Annotated in this window: 26 protein-coding genes; 19 read left to right on the top strand and 7 right to left on the bottom strand. The window is 70.9% G+C overall.

What is annotated here, in order from left to right; genetic code table 11:
* Nucleotides 1-110 precede the first annotated feature (110 nt).
* The 10 genes from AC4IJH_RS36965 to mobF all read left to right on the top strand — a co-directional run bounded on the left by AC4IJH_RS36965 (nucleotide 111) and on the right by mobF (nucleotide 9,625).
* Nucleotides 111-818 carry a DUF6919 domain-containing protein gene (locus tag AC4IJH_RS36965; RefSeq protein ID WP_490856369.1) on the top strand — a complete coding sequence of 236 codons (708 nt, stop codon included), beginning with the start codon at nucleotides 111-113 and terminating at the stop codon, nucleotides 816-818.
* A gap of 2 nt (nucleotides 819-820) precedes the next feature.
* Nucleotides 821-1,129: a hypothetical protein gene (locus tag AC4IJH_RS36960; RefSeq protein WP_490856368.1), complete on the top strand. Its 309-nt coding sequence runs from the start codon at nucleotides 821-823 to the stop codon at nucleotides 1,127-1,129.
* A 446-nt stretch (nucleotides 1,130-1,575) separates the two neighbouring features.
* Complete coding sequence (locus AC4IJH_RS36955; protein WP_490856367.1) at nucleotides 1,576-1,773, top strand: hypothetical protein; 198 nt, start codon at nucleotides 1,576-1,578, stop codon at nucleotides 1,771-1,773.
* Between the two features lie 43 nt (nucleotides 1,774-1,816).
* Complete coding sequence (locus AC4IJH_RS36950; protein ID WP_490856366.1) at nucleotides 1,817-2,272, top strand: transcriptional regulator; 456 nt, start codon at nucleotides 1,817-1,819, stop codon at nucleotides 2,270-2,272.
* 19 nt (nucleotides 2,273-2,291) lie between these two features.
* The gene (locus tag AC4IJH_RS36945) at nucleotides 2,292-2,753 is read left to right on the top strand and encodes a hypothetical protein (protein WP_490856365.1); all 462 of its coding nucleotides are present in this window, start codon (nucleotides 2,292-2,294) and stop codon (nucleotides 2,751-2,753) included.
* A 1-nt stretch (nucleotide 2,754) separates the two neighbouring features.
* On the top strand, nucleotides 2,755-3,567 hold the full coding sequence (locus tag AC4IJH_RS36940) for a RapZ C-terminal domain-containing protein (protein ID WP_490856364.1): 813 nt from the start codon (nucleotides 2,755-2,757) through the stop codon (nucleotides 3,565-3,567).
* 99 nt (nucleotides 3,568-3,666) lie between these two features.
* Complete coding sequence (locus tag AC4IJH_RS36935; RefSeq protein ID WP_490856363.1) at nucleotides 3,667-4,269, top strand: hypothetical protein; 603 nt, start codon at nucleotides 3,667-3,669, stop codon at nucleotides 4,267-4,269.
* Between the two features lie 51 nt (nucleotides 4,270-4,320).
* Nucleotides 4,321-4,605 carry a hypothetical protein gene (locus tag AC4IJH_RS36930; protein ID WP_490856362.1) on the top strand — a complete coding sequence of 95 codons (285 nt, stop codon included), beginning with the start codon at nucleotides 4,321-4,323 and terminating at the stop codon, nucleotides 4,603-4,605.
* Nucleotides 4,602-4,877, top strand: coding sequence for a hypothetical protein (locus AC4IJH_RS36925; protein WP_490856361.1), 276 nt, complete (start codon nucleotides 4,602-4,604; stop codon nucleotides 4,875-4,877). The genes AC4IJH_RS36930 and AC4IJH_RS36925 overlap by 4 nt, the downstream gene beginning before the upstream one ends.
* Before the next feature lie 587 nt (nucleotides 4,878-5,464).
* Nucleotides 5,465-9,625, top strand: coding sequence for a MobF family relaxase (gene mobF / locus AC4IJH_RS36920; protein ID WP_490856360.1), 4,161 nt, complete (start codon nucleotides 5,465-5,467; stop codon nucleotides 9,623-9,625).
* A 295-nt stretch (nucleotides 9,626-9,920) separates the two neighbouring features.
* On the opposite strand, the gene AC4IJH_RS36915 is transcribed toward mobF, so the two are convergent.
* Together AC4IJH_RS36915 and AC4IJH_RS36910 are read right to left on the bottom strand one after the other, a co-directional pair.
* On the bottom strand, nucleotides 9,921-10,298 hold the full coding sequence (locus tag AC4IJH_RS36915; RefSeq protein ID WP_490856359.1) for a DUF2116 family Zn-ribbon domain-containing protein: 378 nt from the start codon (nucleotides 10,296-10,298) through the stop codon (nucleotides 9,921-9,923).
* 98 nt (nucleotides 10,299-10,396) lie between these two features.
* Nucleotides 10,397-10,624, bottom strand: a complete 228-nt coding sequence (locus AC4IJH_RS36910) for a hypothetical protein (protein ID WP_490856358.1) — start codon at nucleotides 10,622-10,624, stop codon at nucleotides 10,397-10,399.
* Nucleotides 10,625-11,147: 523 nt separating this feature from the next.
* Between AC4IJH_RS36910 and AC4IJH_RS36905 the strand changes: the two genes are divergently transcribed.
* From AC4IJH_RS36905 to AC4IJH_RS36895, 3 genes are read left to right on the top strand one after another with little or no spacing between them, the layout of a single operon-like run.
* Nucleotides 11,148-11,735, top strand: a complete 588-nt coding sequence (locus AC4IJH_RS36905; protein ID WP_490856357.1) for a hypothetical protein — start codon at nucleotides 11,148-11,150, stop codon at nucleotides 11,733-11,735.
* A 3-nt stretch (nucleotides 11,736-11,738) separates the two neighbouring features.
* Nucleotides 11,739-12,101, top strand: coding sequence for a hypothetical protein (locus AC4IJH_RS36900; protein WP_490856356.1), 363 nt, complete (start codon nucleotides 11,739-11,741; stop codon nucleotides 12,099-12,101).
* Complete coding sequence (locus AC4IJH_RS36895) at nucleotides 12,094-13,020, top strand: recombinase family protein (protein ID WP_490856355.1); 927 nt, start codon at nucleotides 12,094-12,096, stop codon at nucleotides 13,018-13,020. The genes AC4IJH_RS36900 and AC4IJH_RS36895 overlap by 8 nt, the downstream gene beginning before the upstream one ends.
* A 147-nt stretch (nucleotides 13,021-13,167) precedes the next feature.
* On the opposite strand, the gene AC4IJH_RS36890 is transcribed toward AC4IJH_RS36895, so the two are convergent.
* A complete protein-coding gene (locus tag AC4IJH_RS36890) occupies nucleotides 13,168-13,506 on the bottom strand; it encodes a hypothetical protein (RefSeq protein ID WP_490856354.1) in 339 nt (112 codons plus the stop codon).
* A 199-nt stretch (nucleotides 13,507-13,705) separates the two neighbouring features.
* Between AC4IJH_RS36890 and AC4IJH_RS36885 the strand changes: the two genes are divergently transcribed.
* Complete coding sequence (locus tag AC4IJH_RS36885; RefSeq protein ID WP_490856353.1) at nucleotides 13,706-13,876, top strand: hypothetical protein; 171 nt, start codon at nucleotides 13,706-13,708, stop codon at nucleotides 13,874-13,876.
* Between the two features lie 21 nt (nucleotides 13,877-13,897).
* On the opposite strand, the gene AC4IJH_RS36880 is transcribed toward AC4IJH_RS36885, so the two are convergent.
* Both AC4IJH_RS36880 and AC4IJH_RS36875 read right to left on the bottom strand, forming a co-directional pair.
* A complete protein-coding gene (locus tag AC4IJH_RS36880; RefSeq protein ID WP_490856352.1) occupies nucleotides 13,898-14,167 on the bottom strand; it encodes a hypothetical protein in 270 nt (89 codons plus the stop codon).
* Nucleotides 14,164-15,147, bottom strand: coding sequence for a hypothetical protein (locus tag AC4IJH_RS36875; RefSeq protein WP_490856351.1), 984 nt, complete (start codon nucleotides 15,145-15,147; stop codon nucleotides 14,164-14,166). The genes AC4IJH_RS36880 and AC4IJH_RS36875 overlap by 4 nt, the downstream gene beginning before the upstream one ends.
* Nucleotides 15,148-15,385: 238 nt before the next feature.
* On the opposite strand from AC4IJH_RS36875, the gene AC4IJH_RS36870 reads away from it, so the two are divergent.
* The 3 genes from AC4IJH_RS36870 (at nucleotide 15,386) to AC4IJH_RS36860 (ending at nucleotide 17,537) form a co-directional block, all read left to right on the top strand.
* Entirely contained in the window at nucleotides 15,386-16,069 is a 684-nt protein-coding gene (locus tag AC4IJH_RS36870) for a hypothetical protein (RefSeq protein WP_490856350.1), read from the top strand.
* Nucleotides 16,070-16,254: 185 nt separating this feature from the next.
* Nucleotides 16,255-17,085 (top strand): ParA family protein, encoded by an 831-nt coding sequence (locus tag AC4IJH_RS36865; protein ID WP_490856349.1) that lies wholly within the window; start codon nucleotides 16,255-16,257, stop codon nucleotides 17,083-17,085.
* Nucleotides 17,085-17,537, top strand: a complete 453-nt coding sequence (locus tag AC4IJH_RS36860) for a hypothetical protein (protein ID WP_490856348.1) — start codon at nucleotides 17,085-17,087, stop codon at nucleotides 17,535-17,537. Before AC4IJH_RS36865 ends, AC4IJH_RS36860 begins: the two co-directional genes overlap by 1 nt.
* 228 nt (nucleotides 17,538-17,765) lie before the next feature.
* Here AC4IJH_RS36860 and AC4IJH_RS36855 read toward each other — a convergent pair whose 3' ends face one another.
* Complete coding sequence (locus AC4IJH_RS36855; RefSeq protein WP_490856347.1) at nucleotides 17,766-18,278, bottom strand: hypothetical protein; 513 nt, start codon at nucleotides 18,276-18,278, stop codon at nucleotides 17,766-17,768.
* Nucleotides 18,279-18,408: 130 nt separating this feature from the next.
* Here AC4IJH_RS36855 and AC4IJH_RS36850 point away from each other — a divergent pair, with 130 nt between their 5' ends.
* Together AC4IJH_RS36850 and AC4IJH_RS36845 are read left to right on the top strand one after the other, a co-directional pair.
* Nucleotides 18,409-19,593, top strand: coding sequence for a helix-turn-helix domain-containing protein (locus AC4IJH_RS36850; protein ID WP_490856346.1), 1,185 nt, complete (start codon nucleotides 18,409-18,411; stop codon nucleotides 19,591-19,593).
* Entirely contained in the window at nucleotides 19,590-20,129 is a 540-nt protein-coding gene (locus AC4IJH_RS36845) for a flavoprotein (RefSeq protein ID WP_490856345.1), read from the top strand. The genes AC4IJH_RS36850 and AC4IJH_RS36845 overlap by 4 nt, the downstream gene beginning before the upstream one ends.
* A 13-nt stretch (nucleotides 20,130-20,142) precedes the next feature.
* Here the strand turns inward: AC4IJH_RS36845 and AC4IJH_RS36840 are convergent, their stop codons facing one another.
* Nucleotides 20,143-20,529 carry a hypothetical protein gene (locus AC4IJH_RS36840; protein ID WP_490856344.1) on the bottom strand — a complete coding sequence of 129 codons (387 nt, stop codon included), beginning with the start codon at nucleotides 20,527-20,529 and terminating at the stop codon, nucleotides 20,143-20,145.
* Between the last annotated feature and the right edge of the window lie 386 nt (nucleotides 20,530-20,915).

Here is a 20,915-nt window from a genome sequence, read left to right as displayed (position 1 = left end):
GCGGGAGGCGCACAAGGGCCTGAAGTGGAACGAGGACTGCCCGGCCTGCAACAGCCACAAGCAGGCGAACGGCGGCTGCCCCGACAGCATGATCGTGAAGGCGGCCTGACATGCGACTTCCCTGGATGAGCCTGGCCGACCGGCGGGCCTGGAGGTCCGCGAAGACCGTCGCCGATCTCGGCGAGCTGATGGCGCTGTGGCTGGAGGGCGCCCTCGCCTCCTGGCCCGGCTACCAGCCCAACTACGGCCCCGACGAGGAGACCGCGCACCTGGTCCCCACGCTCGCCGCCCTCAACCGGGCCGGATTCCTCACCGTGGGCTCGCAGCCCGGCGAGTCCGGCACCGGCGCGGACGGCATGTGGTGGGAGCAGCGCGCCGCGGTCGAGGGCTTCGTCACCGACCGCGCCCTGTACTACCGGCTCCTGGACGCCGCCCGCGTGTTCGGCCTGGACGTCACCGTGCACGACCCGGCGACGAACACCCGCGACGAGCAGATCACCGTCACGACCCGCGACGGAGAGCCGTACACCGGATTCGGCGGCACGCTCGACGTCCGCGACCTGCTCACCATGTGGCCGGTCATCAGCAAGGACGCGTTCGGCGACGTCGCGGGCGCGGTCTACCTGACCATCGCTGCCCCCGAGTTCGGCAGCGACGGCGAGCGCCTGTGGGTGCTGCTCGACTTCCTCACCGGCCAGCGCCGCCAGGAGGACGACGACCCGTGGACCTCCGGCAAGCCGGTCATCGTCCTGCAGGACGAGGCCGCCGCCCTCTTCGACCAGGCCCGCAACAGCCGCGACGGAATCCGGGAGAGCTGACCATGTTCAAGGCCATGCGCACCAAGCGGCGGCACGCCGAGCTGATGAGGGCCGCGCGGCACCTCGTCCACGAGCGCCACACCAACTGGATCCTCCGCCAGCCCCTGCCCCACCACGTCGAGCCGGACGACCTCATCGCCCTCGTCTTCGGGCGGCTGAACCTGCGGATCGACGAGGAGGAGGCGGCCCGCTACCTCGAAGCCGCCCGGGTCGCCGAGGGCCTCGACCGCGACGGCGCGACGTACGAGACCGACGCCGACGAGGACCAGGAGCCCGACGAGGTCGCCGCCGAGGAGCCCGCCCAGGTCTGACCCGCACCCGGCCGACCAGCGCAGCCCGCGACGCCCGCCCCCCGCTTTGGGTGGCATCAAGGAGCCCCGCCGAGCCGCAGCGCTCAGCGGGGCTCCGTACGTCCGAAGGGGCGCGTGACGTGCGGCAGGCCGCGGAGCGCGCCCGGCGCCGCACGGGAGGCCGCTTGCGGCCGAGCGGGCGGTGACGGTGAACGCGCGCTCCGCAGGGGCCCGCACCCGGGGGTGCCGGGCGCGGACGCGCCCGTCCTTTTTACCCCTCCCCCCTAAGAGGGGCGCCGCCGTTCCCACGCTTGCCACGACGGCGGCCGTGCGGCTCTGACCAGCACCGCAGCAAAAACGCAGACTCAGAGTCTGCGAAACGCTAGACATGCAGACTCTGAGTCTGCATCATGGAATTACTGCAAGCGAAAAAGCCAGCGGAAACGACAGCGATTAAGGCGGATGAGATGCGACAGACTATGCCGAGCGGCGACGAGAAGGCCCGCGCCCAGGAGATCGCCGAGCAGATCGCCGCACTCCTGGGCGAACTCAGCGCCCTGTACCCCGGCGCCGTGCACGCCGGACCCGGCTCGATCACCGCCCCGGGCCTCGAGATCCGCCCCGACGACGAGGGCGGTTGGGAAGTCCGCCCCTCCCGCTACTGACCGACCCCACCCCTGCAGCACCTGACGAAGGAGCCCACCGCCCATGACCAACGCCGCAGTCTTCGCCGCCGCCTTCATCGCGCTGTACGTCGCGCACTCGGTCGGCGACCACTGGGTCCAGACTTCCCACCAGGCGCAGGCCAAGGGACGCCCCGGCTGGACGGGCCGACTCGCCGACGCGCGCCACGTCCTCGGACTGACGATCAGCAAGGGCATCGCCTTAACCGCGGTCGTCCTGGTCCTCGACCTGCCCGTCACGGTGCTGGGCATCGCGGCCGGCCTTGGCATCGACGCCGCCAGCCACTGGTGGGCGGACCGCCGCACCACGCTCGCCCGCCTCGCGCAGCTCACCGGCAAGGCCGAGTTCTACGCCCTCGGCTCCAAGGTCACCGACGACAACGGCCACCCCACCCACCTGGGAACCGGCGCGTACGCACTCGACCAGAGCTTCCACCACCTGTTCCTGGGCATCGCCGCGCTCCTGATCGCCGCCCTCTGACCGGAAGGACCCGCTGACGGTGAACACCAACCCGCTGCTCGACGACGCGACCCTCGCCCTGGCCACCATCACGCTCGGCGTGCACAAGCTGCGCGAGATCGCCCTCGGAGACACCGCTGGGCGCAGCGACCAGGACCAGGCACTCGCGGCCCTGTTCGACGACACCAACCGCGACCACACCGCCCTGCGGCTCTTCGCCGATCTGGTCAGCGACATCGCCGACCGACTGCGCGAGACCGGCGCCGAGGACCTCGCCGACCACCTCGACGAGACTGCGGGCTTCATCGGCGACAGCGCGGGCCTGGCCATCCACCGAGTCCGCGAGGCGCTGGTGAAGACCTGCCAGGTGTGCGGACAGCAGAAGGACGACGTCGAGGTCATGGAGGACCCGTTCACCAAGGCCCTCGACCCCGACGACGAGCGCCACGAACTGATGACCCTGTGCGCCCTGTGCGCCCGCGACCGCTTCGAGGACAGCTGACATGACCATCCGGATCATCTCGTTCGGCTACGGCCACGGAGAACCGCCCACCGCCGATCTCACCTACGACCTGCGCGCACTGCTCCGCAACCCGTTCAACGACCCCACGCTCAAGACGCTCACCGGCCTCGACCAGGCGGTCTACGACCACGTCCGGGACACCCGGGGCGCCGAGCGGCTCGCGTTCAACGCGGTCGCCACCGCCCGCGGCCTCGCCGAGGACACCGGCGCCGACGTCACGATGGCGTGGGGCTGCACCGGCGGCCGGCACCGCAGTGTCGGCCTGGCCCGCCTGTCGCACGAGCTGCTGCTCGGCGTCGGCGAGGAGGCCACCATCGAGCACCGCGACGTCGACCAGGACCTACTGCCCGCCGGAGTCCACAACCGGACCGAGCCCGAGCCGGAGGCCATCAGCTACACCGCCGACGTGGTCGCCATGACGCCGGACGGCGACGTGCTGCTCATCGAACGCGGCTGGCCGCCCCACGAGGGCGCGTGGGCGCTGCCTGGGGGCCACGTAGACCGGGGCGAGACGAGCCGCGCGGCGGCGGCCCGGGAGCTGGCCGAGGAGACGGGCGTGCAGGTCCTCGCCGAGGACCTGCGGGAGATCGGCGTCTTCGACCGGCCCGACCGGGACCCGCGCGGCCGGTACGTCACCACGGCCTACCTCGCGGTCGTTCCCGCCGACACCCCGATCGTCGCCGGGGACGACGCCCGCACCGCCCGCTGGTGGCCCGCCTCCAGCCTGCCGTCGCTGGCGTTCGACCACGCCGACATCCTCGACCAGACCGCCCGCGAGCCCGGCCGGGCGTAGCGGCTCAAACCGGCCCGGACTGTCTCACCCGCACGACAAGATGAACTCCGGGGCCGCCACCACGGCGGCCCCGCACCGTTCCGGAGAGGAACCGAACCGATGACCGACTGGACACCCACCACCCTCGTCTCCGTCGACGAGACCGCCGACCGAGCGCGCGCGAGCAACGGCTACAGCAGGTACGGCGCCTACATCGCCGACCGCCCCGCCAAGTTCCACGAGTACGAGACCCCCGGCGACCCGCTGAGTGCCGACGAGTTCGCCGCCGCAGCCTGGGAGGTCGCCACGCCCCCGATCCTCATCGGGTACGTGAACCTGCGCCCCGACCTGCAGTCGGTGACCACCGCCTTCACGGAGAACGGCGACCTGCTCCTCAAGGTGTCGGTCCCGCTGTGGCACGGAGACCTCCCCGCCGACCGGCGCCCCCGCTACCCCTGGCAGGACTGGACGACCCAGTACGACATCGCGGCCCGCGACGACAAGTACCGCCACGCCTACGAGCCCGAGATCAAGGGGGACCGCCCCGCCGTCCTCACCGTCTCGAACATCCTGATCCCCACCACCGGCTGGGACCTGCCCGCCCCGCAGCACACCGAGGGCCGCGCCCTGGTCGAGGAGGCCAAGCAGGTCGTCAACGAGATCGCGCGCCGGGTCAACGAAGCCGCCGGGCCGATGGTCGCGCAGCTCCTCGGAGACCGGTGACGGCCAGCCGTGGCGAGTAGGACACTCGTACCACCGACCCAAGGAGGGCCAGTGACCGCACAACCCGAACACCACGACGTCGTGCCGCCGATGCGCACGCTCGCCGAACTGCGCGCCGCACTGCGTGTCTGGGGGATCCCGGGCGACCTCGAAGCCTTCGAGACGGAGCTGGCGGACGCCGACCTGGACGACCTCACCCGCGTCCGTGAGATCACCCAGGCATACCGGCACCGGGTGATACTGCGGTGCGACCCGCAGGCCATGGCCGCGCTCATGCGCAGCACCGACGACGTCACCGCCGAACTCCGCCGGAAGATGAGCGAGGCAGGCGCTTGAGCCACGCGTTCTACAGCGACGCCGCCGACAAGATCCTGCGGACCGACCTCAGCGTCAGCGAGCGCACGGCCGTCATGTCGGTGCGGGCCTCCCTCGAGGAAGACCCCACCCCCGACCACGCCCGCGGACTGCCGGACGCCGATCCCCAATCCGAGTCCTACGCCATCGACCTGCTCCCCGAGCAGACCGGCGGCCGCGGAATCACCATCGTCTACCGCTACAGCCAGGACCTGGACGCCGCGCTGATCCTCTGGCTCATCGCCGGGCCCTGACCCTCACGACCCACCCGCACAACGAGACCCCCGGCAGTCATAGTGCCGGGGGTCTCGTCGTGCTCGGAGTGTAGAGGCCGGCGCCGGGCGGCCGACCAATCCGCCCGCCATCCCGGCAGCATTCCCGGGGTCGTTCCCGCTGGCGGAAATGCCAGCAACGGGACGGTCCCCAACACCGTCCCCTCACGGTCCCCGACTCGAATTCCTGCGGGCGTTTTCGCCAGCGGAATAGCCAGCCAAAGGCCGGGGCGTCCCTTTGGCCTTGATCACCGTTGGTGACTGCCGCCCGGATTCACCGGCCGCCCGCGATCCGGGCGGTCGAGGTTCCGGTCGATCGTCCGGAACCTCGACCAGAGGCCAGTGAGGATTACCTCAGTGACAGGTGATCTCTCCAGGTGATTGAGTGACGTACCGAAGGTCGTCTGCTCGCTGGCCTGTCACCTGCACCGATTCCCCACCTACTACGGTTCAAGATCAAAAGCAGGGTAAGGACCAACGCGGTTCCCCTGTCGGGGAACCACGGCATAGCCGGGTAAAGGCCACAAAACGCAAGACGCGTGCGGCGCGTCGTACGGGGGAGCACGGCCGTGGCCTGGGTGACGAAGATCGTGGCGGACGAGCAGGTCGAGTACCGGCTCAAGCAGCAGGCCGGGTGCGCCGTCGTGATGGAGGACGGCGCGAACACCGTCGTCCTCGACGACGGCAAGGACCGCATCGTCGATTACCGTCTGCGACCCGAAGGCGGCGCCGAACTCGTCTGGATGGGCAGCGGACTGGCCACGCTCGGACTCGTCGAGGGCGCCGTCCTGGACGAGGACGGCAAGGCCACGGCCCGCCTCATCATGAACGGCTGCGACCCGCGAACGGGTGCCCGGCTCATCAAGGGGACCACCTCGATCCGCACCCACGAGAAGGCTCAGCTCACCTTGGCGCGGGCGGTCGAGGCGATCGTGAAGGCCGCCGCGGAGAAGGGCATCTCGGTGGCCGAACTCTTCGACGGAAAGCCGAAGCAGCTCCGGGTATTCGAGGCGCAGCAGCGCAAGGTGGCCACGGACGGAGAGCGCGCCCGGCTGCAGGTCGGCACCCTCCACAAGCTGACGCGAGCGGCCGGCCTTTCCCTCGACGACATCTACGGCGCCGACGAACTGGCGAGTGCGTGGGAGCACAAGGACCTGCGCACCGACAGCCGCCAGCGGGGTTGGGACGTCGTCCTCGACCTCCCGAAGTCCGACTCCGTGCTGCAAGGGCTGATGGACTCGCTCAGCGAGCAGGAGTACCGCGCCATCGTCCACCAGGCCAAGGCCGACACCTTCCGGCAGATGGAGAAGTGGGTCGGCTACGCGATCAGCAGCAAGGACGGCGAGCCCATACGCGTGGCGACCGGCGGTCTGCTCGCTTGGTCGGTCGAGCACCAAAGCGCCCGCCCGATCCGCGCCGGAGAGCCCGGCGACCCGCACCTGCACATCCACGTCACCGTCGCCAACATGGCGCTCTGCGAAGACGGCCAGTGGCGCTCGATCGGCAACCGCGGCCTCGACCTGTACCGGCACGCGTCCGCGCTCGACGCGGTCTTCAAGGCCCGCGTGCGCGCGCTGACGTACGAACGCTTCGGCGTACGGCGCGAGCGCAACGAGCGGACCGGCGCATGGGAGATCACCGGGATTCCGGAGCAGGTGCGGGACGGATTCTCGCGGCGCGCGGCGCTCGTCGACGCGAAGGCCGGCGCGGACGCGTCGCTCACGGAGAAGAAGACCGTCAGCGCGCAGACCAAGCGCGAGAAGCTCGACGTGGACGCCACCGAGATGCGTACGAGCTGGCGCACGCGCGCCGAGGAGATGGTCGGCGACGTCGACGCGATGGTCGCCGCGGCCGCGCCCGGACACCCCGGCCCGGACGGCGGCGCGGGCCTCGACGGGCCCGGCGGCGGCCCGCGCATCCCGCCGCCGAGCGACATCGCGGCCGTCGTGTTCGACCCCAAGACCGGGCTCACCGCGAACGACAAGCTGTTCACCCGCGCGCAGCTCCTGGCGGCCGTCGCCAACAGCCTGGAGTACGGCATCGGCGGCGAGCCGGACGTACTGGAGAGGCTGTGCGACGAGGTCCTCAAGGTCGAGGGCTACGCGGTGTACGTACCGCCGGTCGGCGCCACGCTGATGACGTCGAACAGCCGGTACACCACCCAGGACATCCTCGACGCCGAGGACCTGGTCACCCAGGAAGCCGTCGACCGGCTCGACTCCCGCTCGGTGCAGCTCACCGAGCACCAGGCGCAGGCCGCCATCAGCGTCTTCGAGGTGGCGGCCGGGTTCGAGTTGTCCGCCGAGCAGCGCGCGGCGGTGACCCGGATCCTGACCGAGGGGCACGGCATCGACGCCCTGGTCGGCGTCGCCGGGGCGGGCAAGTCGACGCTGATGGAGGCGTGCCGGATCGCCTGGGATGCCACCGGCACCACGTACGCCGGGGCGACGCTCGCCGCGGCCGCCGCGAAGAACCTCACCGACGCGTCCGGCATCCCGGCGCGCACCGTGGCGTCCTGGCTGCAGCAGATCGAGGACGGCAACGGGCTGCGCGGCGTCGACGTCCTGGTCGTCGACGAGGCGGCGATGGTGGACGACCGGGCCGCGGCCGTGTTGATGACGGAGGCCGCGCGTACCGGCACGAAGGTGGTGGCGATCGGCGACCACCTGCAGCTGCAGGCGGTCGGGCCCGGCGGCTGGTTCCGTGAGGTTCACAAGCTCGTGCACGGGCTGACGCTCACCGAGAACCGCCGCCAGGAGGACGCCGCCGAGCGCGCCGCGCTGGAGGTCTGGCGCACCGGGGACCACCAGCGCGCCCTGCAGATGCTCGCCGAGGGCGGCCGGGTGCACGCCGCCGAGACCGCCGAGGACGCCCGCTCCCAGATCCTGATGGCGTGGGACGAACTGCGGCTGCAGGAGTGGACCGACCCGCACGACCTGATCGCGAACATGGTGGTGCTCGCCGCGAAGAACACCGATGTGAACGCCCTCAACCTCGGTGCGCAGCAGATCCGCCGGGTCGCCGGCGAACTCGGCGACGAGTACACGTACGCGCTCGCGGGCGGCGACACCCTCACGCTCGCGGTGGGCGACGTCGTGCGGGTGCGGGAGAACGACTACCGCAGCAGGCGCGGCGAGGGCCCGGACATGCTCAACGGCTACCGGGCGGTGGTCACCGCGATACGCCCGGACCACAGCGTCGAGATCACCTGGCGGGTCAAGGACGCCGCCGCCGAGGACGGCTTCCGCTACGAGTCGGGATGGGTGAAGGCCGACAAGGTGTCCAAAGGCGCGCTGTCGCTCGGGTATGCCATGACCGTCGCGGCGAGCCAAGGTCTGACGACGAACACCTCGCTCATGTACGGGCACGGTGCGAACGCGTTCGCCACGTACCCCGGCATCACCCGGGCCCGGCAGCAGAACCACATCTGGCTGCCGCTGGCGGTCCTCGAGGACGAGGAGACCCGCGTCCGGCTCGGCGACGCGCGCAGCGAGAAGGAGCTCCTGGAGCGCTCGATCGACGCCTTCGCCCGGTTCCTCAAGCAGTCGAAGCCGGACAGCATGGTGTCTCACCTGCTGCCCGATCCGCCGGCCCCGGCTCCGCTGCCCAAGCAGCGCGACCTGGCCGCCGAGGAGGCTCAGGCGGAGGCGGACCGCAGGCTGCGGCAGTCGAGGATGGCGGCGGCCGCGCGGGCGAAGTCCACCACGATCCGGCGTCCCTCCCCCGCCGACCAGGCGCAGAGCGAGGCCCTGCGCGAGGAGGAGCCGCAGCTCACCGAGGAGCACATGGAGCGGCTGCAGCGGATCCGGGAGGAGCAGGAGGAACGCCAGGTCGAATCGTGGACGGAGCGCCCGTACGGGATGCTCACCGACCGCGAGCTCAACCGGACGATCGACCGGAAGCTCAAGGTCGCTACGGCTCAGGACGAGCTCGCCGAGCAGACCGAGGAGAAGCTGAACAAGCTCGTCGAGCGCATCGAGCAGGCCGCAGCCGAGGACACCACCCCGGGCAGGCAGTGGGCGGCCGAGGTCGGCGGGCTCCTCGATCAGGCGGAGAAGCTGCTCACCACGGTGCACACCGAGCTGGACATCGCGGCCACGCAAAAGCGGACCGCCGAGGAGCGGACGAAGTGGCTCGCTGAGATCCGCAAGACCGATCAGAAGTCGACCGTCGGCCTGTGGATGAGCGGCAACACCCGCGCAGGGACGAAGAAGCTCTCCGACACCGTCACCGCCCAGCGGGCTGCGGCGTGGCAGGAGCAGAGCCGGGCCAGCGTGGCGGCCCGCGAGACCCTCAAGGAGGCGTGGGACCTCCTGCGGACCAGCCGGTTCGCCGAGGCCGTGAAGGCCAACAAGCCGGTGCCCGGCGACGTCGAGGCGGTGTCCGCGGAGTTCACGGAGATGCGCAAGGTCGCCGCCGCGCACGGGCACAGCATCGACGTCCGTAACGGTCAGCGGATCGGCTCGTTGCAGAAGAACGCAGCCACCCAAAGGCGGGAGGCGGACTCGTTCCGCAGCGCCGCGGCCGACGCGAGCGCCGAGAAGCAGCAGCGCGCGGTGATCGCCGAGAAGTTCCCGAAGCTGCATGAGCAGGAGAGCGCCGGCCGTATCGCGCTCGCCCGGGAGCAGCAGGCCCGTGCGGCGGAGCGGGCGCGTAACAGCTACAGCCCCGAGCCCTACCAGTACGACCCTCCCTCCCAGTCCCGGGGAGGACCGAGCATGGGCCGATAGGAGGTCGCGCCCTAGGTCGCAGTCCGGATCGCGCCCTCGGTCGCACTCCGGGTCGCGCCCCGGGTCGCATCGCTCATGCCCGCCGCGGACACCTCGACAGGCCCTCTGACCTGCGAGACAAGGGGGTCGTCGAGGAGCTCTCGGTACGCCGACTACTTCCCTCAGCCGTTGTGTGCACGGAGTCGACGGCCGGGAAGGTCGCCAGCGTCGCCTTTGCGGCGGGCGCGGGGCGCCGCTGTGCGGGCCTGTGAGGCCCCCGGGGGCACCGTGACGCCCGAGGAGTGACGTGGAAGCGTCACAGGGCCGTTTCTGGGCCGTCTGGGTGACGGCTGGCCGTCACGGTCGCCAGCTCCGCCCGCGCGGCTTCACGGGCCCTCCAGGCGCGCGTGCGGCACTTCCCCGAGCAGTACGCCGCGTCGGCCCGCCGGCGGATGCCCGGCAGCAGGAGCTTCGCGCAGTACGAGCAGAAGTACGGCGCCGAGTCGAGGAGGTTCCCCGCGTCCCGGAGGTTGTAGGCGTACATCGCCGTGCCGAAGATCTGCCGGGCCTTGCAGCGGTCCCGGTACGCGGCCGCCTTGCACCCGCCGTCGCAGTACTTCCGCTGCGGCGAGCCCTTCTTCGGCAGGGGCTTGCCGCAGACGACACAGTGACGGTGACGCCAGCGCCGGGCCATTTCCCCAGCGTCCACCCCGGCCGCGGCCGCCGTGAAGGCCCTCCTGGGGGCGTACGGGAGCGAAGATCGGCCGGAGAATCCCTCTCAGACAACTTCGATCACCTGGCGCCTGCGATCCAGCGCCTGAGCAGACCGCGAAGGCCGTAGCGGCGCTGAAGGTCCTCGCGGCGCCGGATGTCCTCCCATGCTTCGCTCAGCGTCATGTCCCCGCGCGTCATGGTCACGCTGATGTGCACGACGCCCTCACGCTCAGTGGTGGACAGCAACGCCTCCAGGAGGTCGGCCAGCTCCTCGGCAGGGTTGCTCTCGACGGGCACGTTCATCATCGGGATCTCCTCGGTTCGGGTCCGTCGACCCTCGCCCGATCCGCCGTGCGCCCGGGGCGGACAGTCCTGCCGCTCCCGCGCGGTGAGCCAGCAACTTGCTCCTCAAGTCCGCCCGGCGGGAGGCGGTCCGTGGAACCCCTCGTGACACGCGCGCGCGTAGGACGGTTCCACGAAGTGTTCCTTTCGCAGGTCAGCGGCCTGCGCGGCGGGCGCGGGGCAGACCGCACCGGCCGCACGATTGCCCCTGTTCATCCTGGTTCTTCCGCCCCGATGTGCGCCGGGAGGTTCAACGGGGTTCCACGAAGTGTTCCTCGATCCAATCCACCAGGGAGGGGAAAACGGTCGATTGTCCCTCCCCGTCGCGTTCCATTGGGCCGAATCCCCCGAACGGGTGAAAACGGGCGCAATCCGGGGTTGCGATCCAATGGATTCCATTCCGTACTTGCGCCTCCCCTTTTTCCCTCCCTAGGGTGTTCATCGACCGCCGGATGCCGCCCCGGCCCGGCCTATCGAGGGGACACCCATGTCATCCGCCCCGGAGTCGACGCCCACCCCCGAGCAGGAGAATCAGCTCGCCGCCACGATCGCGGCGCACCCGATGCTCGACAGCGTCGGCGCCCTGGCCGCTCTGCTCGCTCAGCTCCCGCCGGAGATGGCACTCAAGCTCGACGAGTACGTGCGCGCCGACCCCGGCGAGCGCGACCAGGTCTACACCGTGACGCCGCGTCTGGTCGGCATGGTCTCGGGGATCGGCACCGAGGCCGCGCACATGACGCCGGGCCTGGAGCTCGGCACGGTGTACGTGCCCGCCGAGGGCTCCGAGGACGTCCAGGCCGCCGCCGCTGTCCGCCGGAACCTTCCGCCGCACGACACTCTCCCCCGCGCCGAGGACCGGATCGACGACGGCAACCTGCGCGAGGGCCTCAAGGACTTGTCGTCCGTGCTGAAGAACATCGCGCTCCTCCTGGAGGAGACCGCCCCGAAGTGGCTGGAGCGCGGCGACGAGGCCGCCGAGTCGCTGCGGGTCGAGGCCGGGCGGATCGCACACTCCGCCGACCGCGTCACCCAGCTCGCCGAGGCCGTGCAGGTCTCCGCCGACGAGGAGGCATAGGCCATGGCCCTGCTCAAGCGCGTGGACTGGCACAACAACGAGATCCCTTACACCGAGGCCGACCGCGCCCGCTACGCCGCCCGCCTTGAGCGGGTCCGGGGCGAGGTCGCCGAGATCCGTACCGCCGCCGAGGCGATGGCGGCGACGGGCGGCGCCTTCCTCGAGGAGGCCGCGGCGTTCCTCACCCGGCAGGCCCGCTACCTGCAGAGCGCCAACGAGCACGACGGCGGTGTCGAGCTGCAGCGCGCCGACGACACCGCCGAGGACCGCGACGGGATCGTCACCGAGGCGCGCCAGGCCCTGCTCCTGGCCCGCGCCTGGCAGTCCGAGCACTCCGACCTGCCGGAGGACAGCGGCCGTGGCTGACCGCCTGTACCTGCGGCACTCGACGGACAAGCAGACCAATGCCCGTCAGCTTCACGCGCTCGCCGAGCTGCTGAAGGCCGGCGCGCCGAAGTACGAGGACCCGGCGACGTCGTCGCGGGTGTACGCGGTGCGCCGGGCGGGGTTCCGGGAGCTGCTCGACGAGTCGGCGGTCGGCGACACGGTGAGGATCGCGGACGCCGCCCGGCTGTTCCGTTCGACGAAGGACGTCATCCAGATCCGGGAGGTCCTGCAGCGGCGCGGGCTGCACCTGCGGATCGCGACGGGCGCGTGGTCGGGCTTCGACCTGGCGGCGGACGATCCCCAGACGAAGCTGTTCGTGACGATGCTCGCCGGGGTCCTGGAGTTCCAGCGGGACATGATCAGCGAGAACACGAAGGAGGGCGTGGCTGCCGCCGAGGCGTCCGGCAAGACGCTCGGTCGCCCGTCCGCGCTCAGCGAGGCCGCCGTCGCCGCGGTGGTGAAGGCGTACACCGAGGAGGGCACGGCGGTGAAGGCGCTCGCCCGGGAACACCGCGTCGACCCGAAGACGATCCGCCGGGTCCTCGATCTGGCGGGCGCGCGCGACGTCGTCGACGAGCTCCTGGAGGACGCCGAGCCCGCCGACGTCGAGGACCAGGAGCCGGTGGCCGACTCCGATCCGGTCGTGGCCATCGACATGCCGGGCCTGATCGGCGAGCTGCTGCAGCACAGTTCCGCCGAGGAGATCCGGGCTGCGCTGAGCGACGCGCCGCTGGTCCGCCGGGGCCAGGGGCACTCGCTGCGGGTGACCGCTCCGCTGTCGGTGCACCGGCTGATGCTCGACCAGGCATCGCCGCAGTCCGGGGCCGTCACCCCGGCCCGCCGCAAGGCCCACGGGGTGTACGCGGGCCGGGTCGAGTCGGCGGCGCCTGCGGCCTGAGCATCGCCTCCCCTGCGCCCCGACCGTCTGCCCGGCGGTCGGGGCGCCGTGGTTTCTGGACTTTCTGGACCGCTCCCATCGCGTGCGCGCGCGTAGAGGGCTCCCAAAACTCCCAAAATCCGGCGGTGCAAGCTGGGGTCCTTCCGGCTACCGGGGGATTCGGAGTCCCTGCCAGCCGTGGCCGAGCCCTCGCCGCCGGGCCCGCCGGGGAGCGGGCACTGCAGCGGCCGGAGCGGGCTGGTCGTTCTCCTCGAGGAGGTGGTGGCGCAGTTCGGCCGTCGCGGTGGGGACGGCGGCGAGGATGCGGGCCGCAGTGGGGCTGATCTGTCCGAGGGCGTCCGTCAGGGCCTCGATCGCTGCGAGGGCGTCCTCGACTGCGTCCGGACTCCATGCGTCGGGGGTGACCGCATCGGCGAGGTTGCATGCCGCTTCCGCTGCCTGGTCTGCTCGTTCTTCGACTCCCGGCGCTGCCTTGCCCACGTTCATGACCACTTCCTGTCCGTGCCGGTGCTCGCGGTCGCGGGCGCCGGGATCACAGGTATCGCGGTGAGACCGGTCGCCGCATCTGTCACCTGGGCAAAGAGACGTTCGTGGAACTGGTGAGACCGTCCTACGCGTGCGCGTGAGTGGTCGTCTCAGCACCACCGGGGGACGGTAGGGCGCCGGGCAGGTCACGGTGCGCGGCATGACGTACGAGATGAAGTCCTCCTCCCTCCCCGTTGCCGAGCCGCCGACCGCTGCCGAGTCCTTCGCGGCGCTGGTCGAGGAGTGGGTGCGGTGGGCCGAGGAGCACGGTGCCTGGTTGGAGCGGGAGCTGCAGGACGCGCGAAGGCGCCAGCATTCCGGCTTGCGGTAATGCTGGCGCCTCGGCTGGCAGCTATCGGGGCAGGGCCTTGCGGCGGCTGCCTCGCAGGCGGCGGTCGGTGCGTTCGAGGGTGACCTCCTGGTCCTCTTCGCCCTGCACCCCGTCCGGGGCTTCAAGGAGCAGGACCTCCATGAAGACCCGCATCCCGGGGCCTCGCTTGTTGGGCACCGGCGACACGTTGCCGACGACGAGTTCGGGCGATGCTTCCAGGGCTCGCTGGACGGCGGCCGCCGTGCGCTGGGCCTTGCCGTCGTCGGAGTCCATCAGGCGGATCTGGCTCATGCGATCACCATCGCTTCGGCGGCCTTGCGCACGCGGGTGTCGCTGAGGTCCGGCTCGCCCTTCTGATCTGCCACCCAAAGCGCGCCGGGCCAGACGGGGGTGCTGCCGTCGGCGATCTGCTGCAGGAGGGTGGCGAGGCTGCGGGCGTCGGTCTCGGCGGCCGCGGTCCGGCTCCAGGGCAGTTCGATGCCCGTGCGCTCCCAGGGAGTCCCCGGGTAGTGCGAGCTCGGGTGGCTGGTCCAGGCGAACCACTCCGCCCAGAGGGTGCCGACGACTTTGCCCGCGCGGGAGCGACCCGTCACCCACGGGTGGGCCTCGCCCGTCTCGGCGGTGAGGAGGTGCTGCGCGGCGCTGGTCTGCAGCAGCCGGGAGGGGTAGCGGGTGGCCGGGGCCTCGTGGCTCTCGTGCACCACGGTCTTCGCCACGAGGAGCGTGTCGAGGCGGTTGAGCACCACGGCGCGCTGCGCGCTGGCGTCCTGTCCGGCCTCGGCGGCGTAGAGGACGCGTTGATCCCGGACCCCGAGGACGGCGACGGTGGCCGGCCCCGCCTCGGCGGCCGCGGCCGGGTCGGCGGCGACGACCAGGAGCACGGCGTCCTCGTCGGCGAGGAGCTGCCGGGCGCGCTCCTGGGCCCTCGCGTGGACGGCGAACAGAGCGACGGCGTGCCCGCACGGTTCACACCAGCGGCCCCGGCCGAGCGGGTAGCGGCGGCGTACGCCGCAGCGGCGGCACTCGTGCTGCAGGGTGCGGGCGCGGTCGAGGACGGCGCGCTGTGCGGGGGAGCAGGTCCGCTTCGGCACCGCCTTGGTGTCCTCGTACAGCGGGGCGTAGCAGTTGCCGTGGTAGAGGACCTGGCCCACCGGGTCGGAGCCGGGCTTCAGGCCCCGCCGGTCGAGGTCGGTCTTGGTGGACAGGCCCTCGGGGACGTCGCCCCACCAGGTGTAGCGGGTGACGTCGGGGAGCGCGGGAACGTACGACACTGCGGCCTCCTTGGCGCGGCTTGCTTGGCTCGAAGATAGGGGCACTTCTAGACTCCTGCAACAACCCAAAAACATGGGTTGACCTGCGCGTTTATGGGCGGGAAATCTAGCTAGCTTGAACGCTTTTTCGCTTGCGAGAATGCTAGCGAAATTGACGGCGGGAAGGAATGCCGCCCGTACGTGGGAATGCTCTCCGGGTGCATCCCGGAGGGCGGGATATCTAGCTAGACTCCGCGCCATGTCGCACACGCCCTTCGTCATTGCGCTGGAGCCCGAGGACCTCACCGCTCTGAACGAGGTGGTCGAGGCCGGGGCCGCGGCCGAGAAGAAGTGGCTCAAGAAGCAGCGCGAGGACATGGGCCTGAAGTACCTGCGGGGCAGGGCCGCACGCGAGGTGCGCCAGCTGATCCGGGTGGAGTTCGCGCAGATGCGGGCGAAGGGCAAGCTGGCCGGCACCAAGGAGCTGGTCGTCTCGAAGGCGGTCCGGGCGGAGCTGAAGCGCCGGAAGATGTCCGGCCCGTTCGAGCCGGTGCCGCACGAGCACATCAGCGTGGCGGGCAGGCCGGTGGGCACCGGGCCGCGCCACTACGGGCAGAGCCGGTTCGACGAGACCAAGCTGAAGGCCCGGATGTACGTGAAGCTCCCGGGCCCCCTGGCCGAGCAGCTCGTGCGCGGCTGCTACTGGACGTCCGAGCCCGCGGTGAAGGCCCTCCTGGAGTGGCAGGACCTGTGGGGGGACGGGCCCGAGGTCATCATGCGCGAGGCCCGGCGCCGCGGCGCGGTGACCGTCCTCGACATGTTCGTCGCCGCCCTCGCCCCTCGCCCGGACGCCGACTCGATACTGCGGAAGGCCCTGCTGCAAGAGCAGGTCGTGACGACCGGTGACGTCGTCCGCAGCGCGGTGAAGCGCGCCATCCGCTGAAATCAACGAGCCTTCTACCTGGGCAATTGCGGGTTATCTAGCTAGATAAGATGTCGCTCTATCGCGGCGGCAATGCTGGCTTTTTCGCTTGCGGTTTTACTGGCTGCAATGTCTGCGGGTTGGCTTGCGCTTGGGCCAGCGGAATCGGCAGGCTTCCGCTTACCTGATGGAGGAAGGAGGACCCTGTGGCCGAAGATCCGGACATCGTCTCGGAGGTCAGCGAGAAGGGGGGCGTCGGGAAGACGTCCCTGACGGCGGGCCTGATTGCCGTGGCCGCCGAGTACGGCCTGCGAGTCGCCGGCGTCGACCTAGACCCGCGCGCGACGCTCACCGACGAGATGGGCGTCACCGACCCGAAGAAGTCGGTGAACGACATCTACTACGTCGAGGAGGGCGAGCGCCCCCGCGACCCTGCCGTGATTGCCCAGGAGACGCTGGTACGCGCGGGCAAGCACTGGCCGTCGAACACCTGGGTCCTGCCCGCCGTCCGGAAGTTCGGCAACCGCGAGACGGACCAGACGACCGGCATGGAGTTCCGGCTGAAGCGGGCCCTGTGGGGGCTGCGCGAGCTGGTCGACGTCGTCTTCATCGACGCCCCGCCCCGCCCCGGCGGGAAGATCGTCGGCTCCGCGCTGATCGCGACGAAGAAGGTCCTCATCCCCGCGACCCTGAAGAAGGACGGGTACCTCGGGGCCCGCGAGGCGATGACCTCGATCGAGCACTACACCGCGCCCGGCGGTCTCAACGAGAACCTCCAGGTCTCCGGCGTCGTGCGCAGCATCGTGCCGACCGGCAAGAAGTTCACCCAGGTCCACAAGCTCTGGGAGGGGCGGCTCCAGGAGCGCTTCGGCGAGCTGGTGCTGTCCACGATCCTCAACGACTACGCCGTGCGCGAGGTCTGCCGGACCGGCTCCATGCCCATCACCGCGGCGCCCGGCCGCGAGGCCAAGGTGCTCGTCTCCTCGTACCGCGAGGTGCTGCACCACACCCTCCCTGACCTCAAGGAGAAGCTCTGATGCCGTCGTTCCTGGACAAGGCCGCCGAGTCCGACGAGGAGATCCGCCGGACCCAGGAGAAGGACCCCGCCGACCTCAGCGGCGCCAAGGAGCCCGACTGGGACAGCCCCGACGCCTGGGGCGGCGGTGGCAATGACGCCAGCGATTCCGCAAGCGGGAACGCTGGCGACTCCGGAGGCGAGAAAGAGCACCAGGAGGAGCCGGAGCCGCCCAAGCGGAAGGCCGCGCCGACCCGTACGCCGGCGCTTCGCCGGGGGCGGCCGAAGGGACCCGACCGCAGGGCGCTCAGCACCCGGATCCTGCCCGAGCTCGATCGCATGCTGACCAAGGCCGTCGAGGACACCGGCAAGAACCCGCAGACCATCGTCGAGGAGGCGCTGGCCGCGTACTTCCGCCGCCTCAAGATCGAGGACCCCGGCGAGCCTGCCGCCGAGGGATCCGACGCCGCGTAGCTCCTCACGGCCAACGCGCCCGCTTTCCTGCTGCCTTTTCCGCCAGCGGGAAAGCGGGCGTTTTCGTCTACTAGACGCGTCGGCTTTGGTTCTCTGAGCTGGGAAAATGCGGGAAAACTAGCTAGATATTACGTGAGTGTTCTCGGGCCCCCGGCGGCGACCGTGGAAGGCGCCGGGGGCCCTGGTCCGTCTCCCGGGCCCACGGGGGGAGGCTCCGGGTGACGGGGCTCAGGTGGGCACGGCCGCCGCGTCGACAGCGGCGAGCGCGCTGCGCAGATCGGTGGTGCTGATGGCCACGGGTACGCGGCCGAGGCTGGGCTGTTCGTCGGCGTCGACCCAGCGGTGGCAAGGGCCCGCCTTCTTGGGTCGGCTGAGCCAGGCCGCGGCGAGTGAGCCGTCGCCACCGTGCGCGGGGACCAAGAGCCAGTGCCCGTGGTCGAGGACGCGTACGCCCGGGGTGGTTTCCAGCTCGGGGGCGGTGCCGCCCGCGACGAGGACGATCAGCTCCTGGCGGAGGTGGTCGGCGAGCACCGAGTACCCGTCCTCGACGGGCAGGCCGAGGTGGTCGAGGACCGCGAGGCCGCGCTGCAGCGGAGCGATGACGACCGCGTCCCGGCCGCCGCCGCACTGCACGAGGAGGGTCGCCGCGGCGGTCGCGCCGCGCAGCTGCTCGCTCGTCGTCGCGTCGGGGTCGATGAGCCTGCCCCACGATGGGGTGACCGGCTTCTTGGACTTGGCCATAACCGCAACGTAGATGCGGTAGACCGAAGGCAGGCCACAGGATTCCTGTGGGTTGTGGCTCCGGTCGGAGATGACCATGAATGGCATTCAGTTCGGCAGGCGGGTCTCATACTGGCGCTCGCGCCGGCGGATGACGCAGGCGACCTTCGCCTCCCTGATGGGCAAGAGCCTGCGGTGGGTCGAAGACCTGGAGGCCGGGCGCGTCCAGCGCGATCCGCAATTGTCGGTGATGCTGCTCGCCGCCTCCAAGTTCGGCATCACGCTGGAGCGGCTCCTCGACGACCAGGCCGTGGCCTGCGCCGGGCAGAGCGAACTCGCCGCGGTGCGCACCGCGTTGCACCGGCACGACGTGATCACGGGGACCGGCGGCACCCTCGACGAGGAACCGGTGCCGATCTCCCTGCTCGACCGCGCGCTCGTCCACGGCCGCAGCGCCTTTCAGGCCGGACACTTCGCCCAACTGGGAACCGCGATCCCACGGTTACTCGTCGACGCGTCGCAGGCCGCACGCCATCACGTCGGCGACGAGCAACTGCAGGCGTTCCGGCTCCTGTCGCTCTCCCTGGAACTCACCGAGGCCGCCCTTATCAAGTGGGGTGACACTCCTGCCGCCGTACTGGCCGGCCACCGGGCCGTCGCCGCCGCCGAGCGCTCCGAGGACCCCGTCATCCAGGCGTCCGCCGCCCGACATCTCGCCGACGCGCTCACCAACGACGGCCAGGCCGCCGACGCGGTCGCCTTCATCACCGCGGCCGCCGACCGGCTCCACGGCGAGCTGCTGCGGCGCGGCCCGGACGGGCTGAGCGTGCTCGGGATGCTGTACCTCAAGGCGGCGATGGCGCAGGCCGCGGCCGCCGAGTCGGACGACCGCAACAGCGCGGCGCTCGCCCGCCGGGTGCCCGACCACCTCAATGAGGCCGCCGAGCACGCCCGGCACGTCGCCCCCGACGAGGACCGGCTGTGGACCTCGTTCAACAAGACCAACGTGTCCTTGTACCGGGTGGCCGCGCACGTGCAGCTGAGCGAGGGCTCCGATGCGGTCGCGGTCGCCGCGGGCATCCCGGCGCCGGCGCTTTCCTCGCTGCCGCCGGAGCGGCGGGCGCATCTGCTCGCCGACCGCGCGATCGGGGAGAAGCAGGCCGGGCTCACCGCCGACGCCGTCGACACGCTCCTCGAGGCGGAGCGCCTTGCCCCCGAGGAAGTGCAGTGCCGTCCCCGCACCCGCGCCCTGGTCGAGGACCTGCGTCTCCTGGGCACCGGCACCGCCGAGAGACGCTTGCGGGCGCTTGCTAATCGCTGTGGACTGCCCGGGTGACCAAGACCCTTTACGTAATCGCCTGCGCCGCACCGCCCGCCCGCCGTCTGCACATCCCCATCTCCGCTGCGCAGAAAGCGGGTTGGGACGTGTGCGCGATCCTCACCCCGTCCGCATTCCGGTGGACGAGCGAGGACACCGAGCGCGGCATCGAGGACCTGGAGGAACTCACCGGGCATCCGGTGCGCTGGCAGTACAAGCTCCCCAGCCAGCCCGACGTCCTTCCGACCGCCGACGCGATGCTCGTCGCGCCGCTCACCAGCAACACCGCCGTGAAGTGGGCGGCCGGGATCTCCGACACCCTCGCCCTCGGACTGATCACCGAGGCCATCGGGATGGGGACCCCGCTCGTCGCGCTCCCTCACTGGAACGACGCCCAGGGCCGCCACCCAGCGATCAATCGCAGCATCCAGGCGCTGCGCGAGGTCGGGGTGAAGGTTCTCCTCGGCGAAGGCGGGTTCGTCCCGCACAGGCCCCGTCACGGCGATCTCGACGCCTATCCGTGGCAGGCCGCGCTTGACGCACTACCTTCCTAGCCTCATCCGTGACTCACGCCCGTTGTGCCGGCCGCCGCGCCCGAGTATCGGTCGGAGCGGACTGTGCCCTCATCCGTTCGATGCTCGGGGTCGTCCGCCCCTCTGCGAGCAGGAGCTGCTGGCCTGTCGTTGCACTGCGGATCTGGCGCCGCACGTCCTCGTACCGTGCGTACGCGACCTCGATGCAGTAGCCCGTCTCCTTGTACGGCGAGCCCGGCGCGAAGCAGTGCGCGAGCCGCAGCGCCTTCGTGCCGGGCCGTGCCCACGGCTCGACTCCGTGGATGTGCCACGAGCAGCAGTGGGCGCACCACACCCGGACCTCGTGGACCTTGGCGATGGGCTCACCAGCCAGGAAGCCGAGCAGCACCGGCACCTCGGTCTCTGCGCTCACATCGTCCATGGATCGCACCGTAGCGCGCTGCACCGACAACTCGGCACCCGAGCAGCCACCCAAAGCGGGGGCGGCTTCGACGGGGGCCGGGACCGTACCCGGCTGCCTGTGCGTGGTAACCGCGTGGGAACCCGTGGGAACTTCCCACGGGTTCCCACGCCCCCTCTGACCTGCTGTTTTCACTCGAATCACATCCTTCTCGTGGTAACCGTGGGAACGACCCCCTAGTCCTAGCGCGTAGGAATGAAAAGCAGCCTTTAAGTACGTGTACGCAGAAGAGTTGGGGGTCGTTGCCACGCTTCCCACGCACGGACCCTCAGAGCCATAAAACGGCAGGTCAGGTGGGGCGTGGTAACCGCTGAGCGTTCCCACGGGTTCCCGCGCTGTTCCCACGC

The organism is Streptomyces sp. UF-297 (assembly GCF_058245575.1).
This window is presented reverse-complemented; position numbering and strand designations above follow the sequence as displayed.

Bases quoted from the DNA above. Each gene is read 5' to 3' on its own strand.
- AC4IJH_RS36905 (WP_490856357.1), top strand. From the start codon at position 11,148: ATGTCATCCGCCCCGGAGTCGACGCCCACCCCCGAGCAGGAGAATCAG.
- AC4IJH_RS36885 (WP_490856353.1), top strand. From the start codon at position 13,706: ATGACGTACGAGATGAAGTCCTCCTCCCTCCCCGTTGCCGAGCCGCCG.
- AC4IJH_RS36870 (WP_490856350.1), top strand. From the start codon at position 15,386: ATGTCGCACACGCCCTTCGTCATTGCGCTGGAGCCCGAGGACCTCACC.
- AC4IJH_RS36900 (WP_490856356.1), top strand. From the start codon at position 11,739: ATGGCCCTGCTCAAGCGCGTGGACTGGCACAACAACGAGATCCCTTAC.
- AC4IJH_RS36915 (WP_490856359.1), bottom strand. From the start codon at position 10,298: ATGGCCCGGCGCTGGCGTCACCGTCACTGTGTCGTCTGCGGCAAGCCC.
- AC4IJH_RS36880 (WP_490856352.1), bottom strand. From the start codon at position 14,167: ATGAGCCAGATCCGCCTGATGGACTCCGACGACGGCAAGGCCCAGCGC.
- AC4IJH_RS36910 (WP_490856358.1), bottom strand. From the start codon at position 10,624: ATGATGAACGTGCCCGTCGAGAGCAACCCTGCCGAGGAGCTGGCCGAC.
- AC4IJH_RS36950 (WP_490856366.1), top strand. From the start codon at position 1,817: ATGACCAACGCCGCAGTCTTCGCCGCCGCCTTCATCGCGCTGTACGTC.
- AC4IJH_RS36855 (WP_490856347.1), bottom strand. From the start codon at position 18,278: ATGGCCAAGTCCAAGAAGCCGGTCACCCCATCGTGGGGCAGGCTCATC.
- AC4IJH_RS36960 (WP_490856368.1), top strand. From the start codon at position 821: ATGTTCAAGGCCATGCGCACCAAGCGGCGGCACGCCGAGCTGATGAGG.
- AC4IJH_RS36850 (WP_490856346.1), top strand. From the start codon at position 18,409: ATGACGCAGGCGACCTTCGCCTCCCTGATGGGCAAGAGCCTGCGGTGG.
- AC4IJH_RS36840 (WP_490856344.1), bottom strand. From the start codon at position 20,529: ATGGACGATGTGAGCGCAGAGACCGAGGTGCCGGTGCTGCTCGGCTTC.
- AC4IJH_RS36955 (WP_490856367.1), top strand. From the start codon at position 1,576: ATGCGACAGACTATGCCGAGCGGCGACGAGAAGGCCCGCGCCCAGGAG.
- AC4IJH_RS36940 (WP_490856364.1), top strand. From the start codon at position 2,755: ATGACCATCCGGATCATCTCGTTCGGCTACGGCCACGGAGAACCGCCC.
- AC4IJH_RS36935 (WP_490856363.1), top strand. From the start codon at position 3,667: ATGACCGACTGGACACCCACCACCCTCGTCTCCGTCGACGAGACCGCC.
- AC4IJH_RS36965 (WP_490856369.1), top strand. From the start codon at position 111: ATGCGACTTCCCTGGATGAGCCTGGCCGACCGGCGGGCCTGGAGGTCC.
- AC4IJH_RS36890 (WP_490856354.1), bottom strand. From the start codon at position 13,506: ATGAACGTGGGCAAGGCAGCGCCGGGAGTCGAAGAACGAGCAGACCAG.
- AC4IJH_RS36860 (WP_490856348.1), top strand. From the start codon at position 17,085: ATGCCGTCGTTCCTGGACAAGGCCGCCGAGTCCGACGAGGAGATCCGC.